The 13,333-nt window shown below is 36.1% G+C and carries 10 protein-coding genes; 3 read left to right on the top strand and 7 right to left on the bottom strand.

Going from position 1 to position 13,333, the window contains the following annotated elements:
* Nucleotides 1-2 precede the first annotated feature (2 nt).
* The 7 genes from IPP64_15355 to IPP64_15385 form a co-directional block, all read right to left on the bottom strand.
* Nucleotides 3-881, bottom strand: a complete 879-nt coding sequence (locus IPP64_15355; protein MBL0330741.1) for a polyprenyl synthetase family protein — start codon at nucleotides 879-881, stop codon at nucleotides 3-5.
* Nucleotides 882-998: 117 nt separating this feature from the next.
* Nucleotides 999-1,862 (bottom strand): glucose-1-phosphate thymidylyltransferase RfbA, encoded by an 864-nt coding sequence (gene rfbA, locus IPP64_15360; protein MBL0330742.1) that lies wholly within the window; start codon nucleotides 1,860-1,862, stop codon nucleotides 999-1,001.
* A gap of 67 nt (nucleotides 1,863-1,929) precedes the next feature.
* Nucleotides 1,930-4,371: an MMPL family transporter gene (locus tag IPP64_15365; GenBank protein MBL0330743.1), complete on the bottom strand. Its 2,442-nt coding sequence runs from the start codon at nucleotides 4,369-4,371 to the stop codon at nucleotides 1,930-1,932.
* 118 nt (nucleotides 4,372-4,489) lie between these two features.
* Complete coding sequence (locus IPP64_15370; protein MBL0330744.1) at nucleotides 4,490-6,604, bottom strand: hypothetical protein; 2,115 nt, start codon at nucleotides 6,602-6,604, stop codon at nucleotides 4,490-4,492.
* Between the two features lie 29 nt (nucleotides 6,605-6,633).
* On the bottom strand, nucleotides 6,634-6,912 hold the full coding sequence (locus tag IPP64_15375; GenBank protein ID MBL0330745.1) for a carboxypeptidase-like regulatory domain-containing protein: 279 nt from the start codon (nucleotides 6,910-6,912) through the stop codon (nucleotides 6,634-6,636).
* A 40-nt stretch (nucleotides 6,913-6,952) separates the two neighbouring features.
* A complete protein-coding gene (locus IPP64_15380; GenBank protein ID MBL0330746.1) occupies nucleotides 6,953-8,194 on the bottom strand; it encodes a hypothetical protein in 1,242 nt (413 codons plus the stop codon).
* Between the two features lie 46 nt (nucleotides 8,195-8,240).
* A complete protein-coding gene (locus IPP64_15385) occupies nucleotides 8,241-9,299 on the bottom strand; it encodes a rhodanese-related sulfurtransferase (GenBank protein ID MBL0330747.1) in 1,059 nt (352 codons plus the stop codon).
* A gap of 447 nt (nucleotides 9,300-9,746) precedes the next feature.
* Between IPP64_15385 and IPP64_15390 the strand changes: the two genes are divergently transcribed.
* The 3 genes from IPP64_15390 to IPP64_15400 all read left to right on the top strand — a co-directional run bounded on the left by IPP64_15390 (nucleotide 9,747) and on the right by IPP64_15400 (nucleotide 13,331).
* Nucleotides 9,747-10,688, top strand: a complete 942-nt coding sequence (locus IPP64_15390) for an NAD-dependent epimerase/dehydratase family protein (GenBank protein MBL0330748.1) — start codon at nucleotides 9,747-9,749, stop codon at nucleotides 10,686-10,688.
* A 167-nt stretch (nucleotides 10,689-10,855) separates the two neighbouring features.
* Nucleotides 10,856-11,728, top strand: coding sequence for a toxin-antitoxin system YwqK family antitoxin (locus IPP64_15395; GenBank protein MBL0330749.1), 873 nt, complete (start codon nucleotides 10,856-10,858; stop codon nucleotides 11,726-11,728).
* Between the two features lie 130 nt (nucleotides 11,729-11,858).
* Entirely contained in the window at nucleotides 11,859-13,331 is a 1,473-nt protein-coding gene (locus tag IPP64_15400) for a cysteine--tRNA ligase (GenBank protein ID MBL0330750.1), read from the top strand.
* Nucleotides 13,332-13,333: the final 2 nt, after the last annotated feature.

The following is a 13,333-nucleotide window of genomic DNA, read 5'->3' on the forward strand; positions in this document are numbered from 1 at the left end:
TATTACATTTCGCGCACCATCAAACTTTCAGCAAAAGCAATCAAACTTTGTTTTTTAGATTCAGAAACAGGAATATCCTTTAAGAAGGTCAATGCCAATTCATAATGCTTTTGCATTTCTGTTCTAGCCAGCTCTTTTACATTTAAAAAGTTATAGATATTGATGACTGCTTCTACTTTTTCTTTCGCATCAAATTGCGGAGCGGCAATCCATTGATGCAACTCTTCTTTCATATAACGATTACTCTCAGCCATTTCGATGGCTTTTAGCAGCAAGTATGTTTTTTTGTTTGCAATGATATCTCCACCTTTTTGTTTTCCAAATTTTGAAGCATCGGCATACACATCTAAAATATCATCTTGCAGTTGAAATGCAATTCCGATGTGCTTTCCAAAATCGTACAAACGTTGTGCATCTTCTTCTCTTGCTCCACCAATCACTGCACCAATTTTTAATGCCCCACCCAACAAAACAGCGGTTTTCAATTCAATCATTTTGATGTATTGCTGAATCGAAACTTTTGTCATCGATTCATAATTCATATCGTATTGCTGTCCTTCACAGACTTTCACTGCTGTATCACTAAAAATTTCGAGTAACTGTGGAAGCATTGATGGGTCAGCCAAACAAAGTTCTTGATACGCTCTCACCATCATGGCATCACCACTTAAAATGGCAATGTTATTATTCCATTTTTCGTGAACAGTTGGTTGATTTCTTCTCAAAGGCGCTTTGTCCATTAGGTCGTCATGCACCAATGTAAAATTATGAAACAACTCAATGGCTAATGCCGGATGAAGTGCTTTGGCAGCATCGCCATCAAACATGTCGGTAGCAATAAATACTAAAACCGGGCGTAATCTTTTTCCACCCAACGACATAATGTAGGCAATGGGTTCATACAATTCTTTCGGATTAGAACCGTATTTTTTATCCTTTAGGGCAGCTTCAATTTGCTGCTGATAGGTGGCAATTGTTGTCAACTCTAAAAATCTAAATTATTGTTCAATTAACTTCATTAAATATTTTCCATAACCGCTTTTCAATAACGGTTCAGCAATTTTCTTCAGTTGTTCTTTATCGATGTATCCCATTCGATAAGCAACTTCTTCAATACATCCAATACTTAACCCTTGTCGTTCTTCAATCACTTGTACAAACTGACCTGCTTGTGTTAAGGATGCAAATGTGCCTGTATCCAACCAAGCTGTTCCTCTATCTAAAATACCCACTTTTAATTTTCCTGTTTGTAAATAATATTTATTTACATCGGTAATTTCATACTCACCGCGTGCACTTGGTTTTAATGTTTTTGCAACTTCCACCACACTGTTATCATAAAAATACAATCCCGGAACAGCATAATTTGATTTCGGCTTTGTTGGTTTTTCTTCGATAGACATTGCATTTCCTTGTGCATCAAATTCCACCACACCATAACGTTCCGGATCAGAAACATGGTAAGCAAATACTACTCCGCCTTCCGGATCTTGATGCTGTTGCAGCAGTCTTCCCAATCCCGCTCCGTAAAAAATATTATCACCCAATACCAACGCCACTTTATCCTTTCCGATAAATTTCTCTCCAATTACAAATGCTTGTGCAAGCCCGTTTGGAATTTCCTGAACAGCATACGAAAATTTACAACCCAAACTTTTTCCATCACCCAACAATCGTTCAAATTGAGGAAGATCATGTGGTGTAGAAATAATCAATACCTCAGAAATACCTGCCATCATCAAAACAGATAACGGATAATAAATCATAGGTTTATCATACACCGGCATCAATTGTTTACTAACAGCAAGTGTTAAAGGATGTAGTCGAGTGCCGGATCCACCGGCTAAAATAATTCCCTTCATTTTAGATAGTTGTTAAATAGTTATTCCTTAATAGTTTTATTCAAATAGTAGTACAAGTATACTATTTTCAATCTTTCTTTTTCTCTTTTCCACCAATCTCCAATTCATTCAAGTTGATATCCTCTTCCTCATCGTATACTTCAATTAATGGATCTTGTAAAAATACTTTATTTGTCAATCGTTTTTCCAACGAAAGCAAAAAGCAAGGCAACAAAATTAAGTTTGAGCAATAGGCAATTAATAAGGTTACTGAAATTAAAATTCCCAATGCAGCCGTTCCGCCAAAGCTGGATGCTGCAAAAATCCCAAAACCGCAAAATAAAATTATCGCTGTATAGATCATGCTCACACCTGTTTCTTTAATAGTGAGGGAAACTCCTTTTGAAATGCTGGTGTGTTGATTCTTCATCTCCTGACGATACTTTGTAAGGAAATAAAGTGTTCCATCCGAAGCAATTCCAAACGCAATGCTATATACCAAAATGGTGCTTGGTTTAATGTAGATATGAAAATAACCCATGATGCCGGCAGTAATTAACAATGGAATTAAACTTGGCACTACTGAAATAAAAATCATGCGTGGCGACATAAACAAGGTGTACAATACAATCGCGATTAACAATACCGCCAGTAATACACTTTCCAATAAATTTTTCACCAGAAATTTATTCCCGTGTAAAAAAATCATACTGTTTCCGGTAATCGATATTTTATAATTTTTGTATGCAGGCAACCATTCTTCTTTTTCGTAATCGTAATTAAATACACTATCGATGCGAGGTTGTAAACGTTTTAACACTTTCAACAATTCAATAGATCCAACATCTTTCATCTGAACACTCACACGTGTAAATTGACGCGTACTATCAATAAATGAAGCAAACTGCCCCGACTTATCATCAGCATCCGACTTTGCAAAATCGGCCAGTTTTTGTAAATCCATTGCTCCTGGTAAACGGTATTCTTTTTTAGCCCCATCATTATACGCCTGATTAAAAAACTTAATCCCTTCTACAACTGAAACGGCTTTTGAAAAAATGGAATCTTGCAAAAACAATTTTTGAAGTTTGTTGATTTTATACAATGTTCTGCCACCATCCGCAAAAACGCCATTCGGCTTTTTGGTATCAATTGAAATTTCAAAAGGAAGGACTCCATTGTAATTTTTTTCGAAATAACGCATATCCACCAAAATAGGATCATTCTTAGGCAAATCGTCTACAATATATCCCAATGGCAAAATTTTTGTTATTCCATAAATCGCAACAATCACTATCACGATTACAATTGCATAAATTCTTGGTCGATAATGGTGTACCCAATAATCAATTTTTTGCAATACAACGGTAAGCACTTTGTTTTGCAAATGTTTGATGTGTTTCACCGAAGGAGATGGTAAATAACTAAACACAATCGGAACCAACATCAACGAGATGATGTAGGTAATCATTACGCTGAGTGACGAAATCAATCCAAATTCAAAAAGTGGTTTACTATCGGTTGAACAAAATACTGCAAATCCAATAGCAGTTGTCACATTCGCCATAAAAAGAGAAATCCCAACTTTCTCAATTGCAGTAGAAAGTGCCTGCTTTTTATTTCCATGCAGTTTAAATTCTGTATGGTATTTGTTCAGCAATAAAATGCAATTCGGAACACCAATCACAATCAGCAGCGGAGGAATTAACCCAGTAAGAACGGAAACTTGATATCCAAACAAGACCAATAGTCCTACAGACCAAACCACACCAATAAAAACAACTACGAGGGAAAATACAACCGGCAATACTGATCGAAAAAACAACATCAAAATGATTGCAGTCACAATTAATGCGAGCAATGTAAATAATTTCGTTTCACCTTGAATCATTCTCGCTACAGCCGTTCGGATATAAGGCATGCCAGAATAACTGACTTTGATATTTGTTGCACCAATAAATTTTTCAACTTGAGCAACAATCGAATCCACTATCACCAAACGATTTTTAGTATTCAACAATTTATTGTCGAAGGTGATTGCCATTAACGTGGAATGTGCGGTATCGTTATAAATAATTCCCTTATAAAAAGGCAAATCATACACCATCTGTTTGATGCTGTCCACTTCTGCTTGCGATTGTGGTTTTCGCGAAAGGATAGGGAAATTTTCAAATTTCTGCAGACTGTCATTCCGGTGTAACACCTGTAAACGAGCAACTGACAATACTGCTTTCACGCCCCAGGCGGCCTTTATTCGATTGCCTAAGTCGTACCATTCATTGAAATTTTTAACATTGTACAACGCACTATCAGAAATCCCCAGAACCATTACCGCTCCATCCTGACCAAATCGTTTTTTAAACTTTTTATACTCGAGGGAAGTGGTATCGTGAGCTGGTAGAAGATTAGGCGCCTCATACGAAAGCTCTGCTTTCATGGCATAAAATCCAAAAAAGGCTGTCATCCCCAATAAAATGATGATAATGGGTAATCTACTTTTTAAGATAAAGCGACCTAGGAAATTCCACATAATTTTTAAATAAGCTGAAAAGTTGTTTTCTCCCCGAAATTAATCATAATTAACGTACGAAAACAAGAGAAATGAAGAGAATTAGGCGTGACAGTATTTCGTTTTTTCGAAATAAATGTTAGAATGTAAGCACAAGCGAGAGCTTATAGGCCATATTTTTCTCCACTTGAACATCGGCATATGGACCATACCGCATGAATGCACCGCCCCCCAAACCCAGATAGACGATGTTGTAATAGTTCACACGAAGGAGATTATTGATTAGCAAACCACTTTCATAAAAACCTTTCTCCATGGTTTTAAATCCTAAATGTGAGTGTTGCTCACGGTGCTGCAAGCTTCCAATACCTGCATTGGTAAATATCACTAGTTGAGGTTGAAATTTCGGGCGTTTAAATAACAATGACCCGAAATTGTGTGAGAAAAATAAATTCACATATTTATCTGAAACAAATTCATATAAACCCATTGTTTGAAATGTATTTTCTACATACAAATAACTTCCTTTCGAATTACTGCCATTCCCATTAAATAAATAGGAATATGGCACATTGCCTTCCATCCAACCGCCTTCCAATAAAAATTTGCTACGACCTAAATTTTTAATTAAAAATGTTTTCTCAATTCCCAACGAAACTTTATTATAATCGTATTTAGCAGTGGGCACATCCAATTTTAATCCGCGGGTATATGCAAAATAAATCACAGGATAATCTGTTCCATCGGATAATAATTGTCCGAACGACTGTACAAATTTTTCTTTGTATGCATACCTTCCTTTCACTCTTATTTCGGTTGATTTAAAATCGATAGAAGTTTCAGTAGAATCTACACGATTGGGTAAAAACATATAATTGTATTTCGGTACACGAAAACTTTCGTTGTAAGCAACATTTGTTGTTAAATACTTAAACACTCTAAAATTAACCGATACTTCTTTTTGCTCCAAATAATCCATGCGAGCGGTCATTTGCATGCGATTAAAATTGTAACGCGTATAAAAATATTGTGTGCGACCTGGCTCTGCAATATCTCGCGAGTACAAGGCTTTGATAAAATAATCCTTACTGTTTTTTTTCAGAAATAGTTTTGCATCAAAACCAAATTTGGTAATTGAATCTTTATATCCGTAAGCTATATATCCACCTACATTCCCCCAACGTGCCAACCGATCGTTGGTATGCAAACCAACACCTCCACGAATAATCTCATATTCATTAAAACCGATGATGCGGTTCAAATCAATACTAATCGGTCCGATAGGAATTTGCAAAGTGGTTAAGCCTTCAAACACTTTTAATACTCGGTCGAAATGCTGCTTTTTACCTAAACTATCAATTACTTTGTACGTTTTTTGTTCTTTAGTATCAAGGGTATCAATGCGATGTTTTTCCCAGTAAACGTTATCCTTCCGTGTGGCATCCGGTTCGATGGTCAGCGTTTCAAAATCGAAATCTTTTTTCTTTAAGTCCGCATCTAATTTCACATCTGTGATATAACTTTTGCCAATCAATTTCATCCCGATGTATTTGGTGGGATACTTTTTATAATGTAATTCATAATTCAACTGTTCGGGAAACCATTGACGATTGTCTATTAATTTATATTGTTGTTGAATTTTAATATCCACTAAACTTTTTTCGAACGGAGCAGCAATCACATTTTGAATGGCATATCCATTTGTATGAATATACAAAACACCTTCTAGCGCTTCGAAGTTTTTTCCTTTTAACGGACGATACGAAATAATATACACTGAATCATTTCCCTGAAACAAAGTGTCTTCAATCGTAAAAAAATATTTGTTGGTGCTTCCTGCTGCAATCGGGTTCAGATAGTCTTTTCCGAGAATTTGAAAATAATCCTCATAAAAACTAAAAGGTTGTAAATCGGTTGAAGAAACGGTAAAAGAGGGATCTTTAAAACCTGAAACTTTATTTGCGACTACTTTTTCGTTTAAATTTCCGGGATATAAATATTTTCGCTCTTTCACATCCTCCATCATCAACAGGTGGGAATTTTCAGAATAAACTCTCAACCTCGATTTTAAAGAATCCGTTGCGACTGAATCTTTTTTGTCCACCACCTCATCCTTGTTATAAACCAAATCCCAATAGGTTTTACTATAGGTGTTACAAGTATAACTTTGAATCTTATCCGGATTGTTTTTATCACGATTTTTAGTCGCCAGTTTAATAATGCGGTGCGCAGGATTTTCACCCGGGCGAATCACAACCGTATTTAAATCAAAGGTTTTTTTCTTTAGCCGAACCGTAATTTCTTTTCATCACCTACGGTATATTTATACGACTCATAACCCACATAGGTAAACACAATTCCAAGAATGGGTTCTGTTGAAGTAAGTTTGAATTTACCATCAATATCAGATATTGTTGTGTTTTCTGTACCAACAACACCAATATTTACAAAGGCAAGCGCTTGTTTTCCGGATGCATCAAGCACTTTCCCTTCTACTGAATATTGTGCAGAAAGGGGAAGAAAAATGGTGACTAGGAAAATGGTTAATTGTAAACGAAGCACTGGAATTTGTTTTGTGCTAAGGTAGGGGTTTTAGAGGAAATTAAAACCAACGAAACTTTTCTTGTCCCATTAAAAATTCATGATTCCAAATTTCAAAATCTACATATTCATTTTCAGGCAATATTAAAGGACGATTATCCTTATATTTATATGTAGTTGTACTAACATGCTTGCGATTACCACTTGTTGAATAATGGTCTACACATTTTATTATTCGACCTAAAGAATCGTATTCATACAAGCAAATATTTTCTTGAAAATCCTTTGATGATATACTAAGCGTATCAGTTGGAATAAACTTTCCATCGATATATTTATTTTCTATCGCCATAGCAGAGCATATTGTTTTTATTATTTGTCCCTTTTTATTTCTGTAGCAAATAAATTTGAATATTCTATAAGTGGAAGCAGCCGTTTCTGTAACCACATTATCAGCACCATACTCAAAATAAGTAGTGTAATGATTTTGAATCCATTTGTCTATTGAATCCTCTTTAGGATCTAGCTTATGTAAACGCCCTTCTTGATTATAATTAAAAAGCTCCTCTGAAATGCGATTTTTTTTATCATAGATAAAAACAGATGAACCAGAAAATTCATTCTCGATTAATTTAGGCAATTCTTCCTTTATTAATTTATTTTTGGAATTATACGAATATTTGAATAAAGCAGCAGTATAAACAGCCCAGCCTTGAAGAACAACTTCTTTTTTAACTTTAGCATACCCCGTAACTGACTTTATTTCACCATCTGCCTCAACCATTCCCAATTGTTGTGATGTATCAGAACTATCCCAAGGAACTAGAATGGGCTCATCAAACTCTTTTAAATTTTCAACAATTGACTTTTCAGTAACAGGTAAGTAGTTTAAGTATGGGTAGGAAATTATATTAACCAAACTGTCAGGATGCTTCTTACCATTATAATAATATCTTGAATCAAATGATCTAAATGCATTTTTTAAGTAGGTAGTATCATAAGTAATTTTTTGAATCAAAGCATTCTTCTCACCATATGAATAAACCGTTAATTTTTGAGACTCTCCTCCATAAAATGGAAACCCTTTATATTTTCTAGCTAAATTCCCTTCCTTGTCAAACTGATATGATATATCAACAAATGATGTATCTCCGGTTCCAAATTTACTTTTACGATGTATGATTTTTTGGCAATCTGAGAAATGATGAAAATCTGATATGTCGATTTTGTTCTCAGAAACTTGAGAGGAAATACTAAACGGAATAATTATAAATAAACTTAAGGTAAAAAATCTTTTTCCCATTTGAGGTTTTACTATGTATAAACTAAAAACGCGAAAAAGATACAACTTATTCTATCTTCAAATCCCTCTTCTCCAAAACCTCTTTCAAATTCGGACGCAATCTACTTTTATATACAGACAGACAATCTTCTTTCTTTCTTCCTTTGCGTAATGCTCTTTGTTCTTCTACAGGAAGTGAAGCAATATGAACACATTCAGGTGTGCAGCAGCCTTTCATTTTTTCGGCACATTCATCACATTGGATAAATAATAAATGACAATCATCGTTGGCGCAGTTCACATGTGTATCGCAAGGTTTTCCGCATTGGTGACATTCGGCAATTACATCTTCAGTAATGCGTTCACCCACGCGTTCATCAAATACAAAATTCTTTCCAATAAATTTCGATTCCAATCCTTCTGCTTTTATTTGACGCACGTAATCAATCACACCACCATGCAATTGGTTTACATCTGTAAATCCATGGTGCTTTAAATACGCACTTGCTTTTTCGCAACGCACACCACCGGTGCAATACATCAATATTTTTTTGTCTTTTTTATCTTTCAGCTCTTCAATCACCATTGGTAATTCTTCGCGAAAGGTATCCGCATCGGGAGTAATGGCTCCTAAAAATTTTCCAACTTCACTTTCGTAATGGTTACGCATATCCACAATAATGGTATCCGGATTTTCCATGGCAGCATTAAACTCCTTTGCTGTTAAATGATTTCCAACATTGGTTACATCAAAGGCATTGTCGTCCAATCCATCCGCAACAATTTTCGGTCGCACTTTAATGGTGAGTTTATAAAATGATTTCCCATCGTCTTCAACGGCAATCTTAAAAGGGATTCCGGCAAACAAGGAATTTTTATGAAGGTTGTATTTAAATATTTCCCAATTTTCTTCGGGCACACTCATTTGTGCATTAATCCCTTCCTTGGCAACATAAATGCGTCCGAGAATTTTCAGATTATTCCATTGCTCAAACAGAGCATCACGAAGTTCTTGTGGGTTGTCGATAATTACGTAGCGGTAAAACGAAACAGTTATCCGTTTAATGGTTTCTTCCTGAATTCGTTTTTTAAGCTCCTTTTTGTTAACTCTGTTTTGCAGTAACATAGTGTCGAGGGTTTAAAATCATGACAAAGGTAAAGTTTTTCGCTGAATTGAAACATGACCTTTGTCACTCTAGTATTTGGAGTGTTTTTTTGGAGGAGCAATTACTTTTACCTCCGAAGCCTTGATCCACCCGCCATTCACTGCAAGTCCTCCTTCGTGCGGGCTTTTCGTTACTGTCGGGGCTATTAATTGAACTTGTCGCTATTAAACAACTCTTACTAACTTTATTAGCCCCGATTGAAGAGGAAATCCTTTCCTGCTAATTTAGCAGGAAAGATTGAAACGAAAAGCGGGACAAATGACTATTGCACATATAAAACAATATGCTCCTAAATTGGATAAGCATCTAAAATCGATATTCTTTATAGATATGCATATTTCCGTGATAAATTTATTTTGATTTTAAAATATAATAGTGATATTTAGCCTTTCAATTCTTTAATGCATATGGCCACGAGTGATAAAATATTGGTAATTGGTTCATCCGGACAAATAGGTACGGAGCTGGTTCAAAATCTAAGAGATATTTATGGTATTGACAATGTGGTGGCTTCGGATGTGAAGGTGACCGAGCAAGCCAAAGAAGGACCATTTGAGGTGATAGACGTGATGAATGCCCAAGGATTATTGGAAATTGTAAAGCGTCACAAAATTAATCAGGTATATTTATTAGCTGCTCTTTTATCGGCTACTGCCGAAAAAATGCCAAAATTTGGTTGGGACTTAAACATGCAAGGATTATTTAACGTGCTTGACCTGGCGAAAGAAAAGATTATTGAAAAAGTATACTGGCCGAGCTCCATTGCTGTTTTTGGTCCGAATACCCCCAGCATTAATACCCCACAATTTACAATTATGGAACCTAGCACTGTTTACGGTATAAGTAAACAAGCAGGAGAACGCTGGTGCGAATACTACTTTAACAAATATGGGGTGGATGTTAGAAGTTTACGCTATCCGGGCTTAATTGGATGGAAATCGGCACCGGGTGGTGGCACAACTGATTATGCCGTTCACATTTTTCATGAAGCCTTAAAATCAGGCAGTTACGAATGTTTTTTATCCGAAAACACCACACTTCCAATGATGTATATGCCGGATGCAATTAAAGCTACGATTGGTATCATGCAAGCTGATTCTCAGAAAGTTAAAATACGTTCAAGTTATAACTTATCGGGGTTCAGTTTTTCCCCTAAAGAAATCGCCTTGGAAATCAAAAAACACCTTCCGAATTTCAGCATTTCTTATAAGCCAGATTCACGTCAGCAAATTGCCGACAGTTGGCCCAAAAGTATTGATTCCAGTGAGGCAAACAAGGATTGGGGATGGAAGCCGGAATACGATTTGGCAAGCATGACTGCCGATATGATAAAAAATTTAAAAAAATAATTAAAAAACTGTAACTTTCCGTTATTGTTGACGTAAAAACATATAGGCTACTGGATTTAGCGAATTGAAATCGGTCGAAGGAAATTTTTAGTTGGTCTAAATTGTGTAGTGGCTTAAAATAATTGTTATAATTTTATCTTAGAATCTAAAAAGATACTCCAAATAAAATGAAAAAGGCTTTCCTAATATTATTTTTTGTTGCTTGTAATATTGCTATTGCTCAGTCATCTGTTGGAAAAGACACAACCAACTTTACCGACATTAACGGCAAAAAGCAGGGCAAATGGATTATTTACAACAAGGACTTGCACAGAGAGTGTTTCAAGGACGACCAAAAGGTTGAAGAAGGAAAATACTTGGATAGCAAAAAGACCGGACCTTGGAAAGAGTACTATTGTAACAACAATGTAAAAAGTGTAATTACCTACGAAAACAATCGCCCAAGCGGATACGCTAAAATGTATCACGAAAATGGTAAGATTAAAGAAGAAGGTCTTTGGAAAAACAACCGTTGGGTTGGCGATTACAAACTATATTACGATAACGGACAAGTTCAACAAGCATTTAAATTTAATGCTACCGGAAAACGCGAAGGAAAACAAGAATACTACTACGAGAACGGTCAAATTATGATCGAAGGAAATTGGGCAGAAGGAAAAGAAGCTGGTGTTTTGAAAGAATACTACGAAAACGGGGATGTAAAATCTGAGAAAAACTTTAATGGCGGAACATTGGATGTTGCTTCTGTTAAAACCTACAACCCAAAGAAACCTATCCCGAAAGCTTCTCCGGATGTAAAAGTGGAAGCACCTCCAGTTGTTGCTCAAAAGAATGAAAAAGACAACTTGGGTAAAGTGTTTAACGGTGAAGGATACTGGAAACTTTACAACCAAAACAAACAAGTTTCTAAAGACGGAATTTTTAGCAAAAATCGTTTAATGGATGGTAAAGTTTACTCATACGATAGCGATGGAATCTTAACCAGAATTGCAGTATACAAAGGCGGAAAATACGTTGGAGATGCTGTAATGGAAGAATAATTCAGACACAGTTCGTAAAACCTACGAAAACTTAATATCTTTGGACTTATGAAAATTTCATAAGTCCTTTTTATTTTCAGGCAAGTCCTGTTTTTATTTTAATGGACCAACAAGTTTTAAGTAATAACGTATGCAAAACAATTTATTCATTTACAATACACTTTCTCGTACAAAGGAAAAATTCACACCCATCACTCCAGGAAGAGTTGGATTATATGTTTGCGGTCCTACCGTATACAGTGACGTCCATTTAGGAAATTGCCGCACGTTTATTTCGTTTGATTTGATCTATCGTTACTTATTACACCTTGGATTTAAAGTTCGCTACGTGCGTAATATTACGGATGCAGGCCATTTGGAAGGCGACAGAGATGAAGGTGATGATAAGTTTGCTAAAAAAGCAAAACTAGAGCAGCTCGAACCGATGGAAATCGTTCAAAAATATACGCTTGGTTTTCACGATGTAATGCGAGAGGTCAATGCGCTACCTCCCAGCATTGAACCAACGGCAACCGGACATATTTGCGAGCAAATAGAAATGATTAAAACCATCATTGAGAAAGGATATGCCTATGTTAAAAATGGCACCGTTTACTTTGATGTAGAAAAATACAATACCGAATTTTCATACGGACAATTGACGAATCGTAAATTGGAAGAATTGCTGGAAGGCACCAGAGAGCTGAGCGGACAGGATGAAAAAAAGGGCCGATTGGATTTCGCTTTGTGGATTGTTGCCAAACCGGAAACATTAATGAAATGGCCTTCCCCTTGGGGATGGGGATTCCCGGGCTGGCATATTGAATGCTCTGCTATGAGCAGTAAGTATTTAGGTGATACATTTGATATTCATGGTGGAGGAATGGATTTACAAGCCACACACCATACCAACGAAATTGCTCAATCACAAGCTTGCAATCACAAAGCTCCTGTAAACTATTGGATGCATACCAACATGCTTACCGTAAACGGAGTGCGCATGTCAAAAACGGCCGGCAACGGATTTTTACCAGGAGAATTATTTACCGGTGATCATCCACTTCTGGAAAAAGGATACAGCCCCATGGCCGTTCGCTTTTTTATGATGCAAACCCATTACAGAAGCACACTCGATTTTTCAAATGAAGCATTGCAAGCCTCCGAAAAAGGATATGCACGCTTAATGGCATCCATCAAAACATTGGCAAATTTAAAAACTGCAGCCTCCTCTACTTCGAATATCAAAGAGTTAGAACAAAAATGTTACGAAGCAATGAATGATGATTTTAATTCGCCCATCTTAATTGCTAATTTATTCGAAGGAGCACGCATCATCAACTCGGTGAACGATGGAAAAGAAACCATTACTGCAGATGATTTAGCCTTATTAAAAAACATCATGCAGCATTTTACATTTGATGTGATGGGATTAAAATCCGAAACATCCAATTCGGCATCCGACAAAGCCTTACAAGGTGTGATGGAAGTGATTCTCGATATTCGTAAAGAGATAAAAGCAAAAAAAGATTTTGCGGCTTCCGACAAATTACGTGATGATTTAAATAAAGTCAACATCACCATCAAGGATACAAAAGAAGGTGCTACCTGGTCGATTCAAGAATAAAG

This window comes from Bacteroidota bacterium, from assembly GCA_016722565.1.
In the GTDB taxonomy this organism is placed as follows: domain Bacteria; phylum Bacteroidota; class Bacteroidia; order 2-12-FULL-35-15; family 2-12-FULL-35-15; genus 2-12-FULL-35-15.

Coding starts and splice junctions, on each gene's coding strand:
- IPP64_15365 (MBL0330743.1), bottom strand. CDS start 4,371: ATGTGGAATTTCCTAGGTCGCTTTATCTTAAAAAGTAGATTACCCATT.
- IPP64_15400 (MBL0330750.1), top strand. CDS start 11,859: ATGCAAAACAATTTATTCATTTACAATACACTTTCTCGTACAAAGGAA.
- rfbA (MBL0330742.1), bottom strand. CDS start 1,862: ATGAAGGGAATTATTTTAGCCGGTGGATCCGGCACTCGACTACATCCT.
- IPP64_15355 (MBL0330741.1), bottom strand. CDS start 881: ATGTCGTTGGGTGGAAAAAGATTACGCCCGGTTTTAGTATTTATTGCT.
- IPP64_15380 (MBL0330746.1), bottom strand. CDS start 8,194: ATGGGAAAAAGATTTTTTACCTTAAGTTTATTTATAATTATTCCGTTT.
- IPP64_15395 (MBL0330749.1), top strand. CDS start 10,856: ATGAAAAAGGCTTTCCTAATATTATTTTTTGTTGCTTGTAATATTGCT.
- IPP64_15390 (MBL0330748.1), top strand. CDS start 9,747: ATGGCCACGAGTGATAAAATATTGGTAATTGGTTCATCCGGACAAATA.
- IPP64_15385 (MBL0330747.1), bottom strand. CDS start 9,299: ATGTTACTGCAAAACAGAGTTAACAAAAAGGAGCTTAAAAAACGAATT.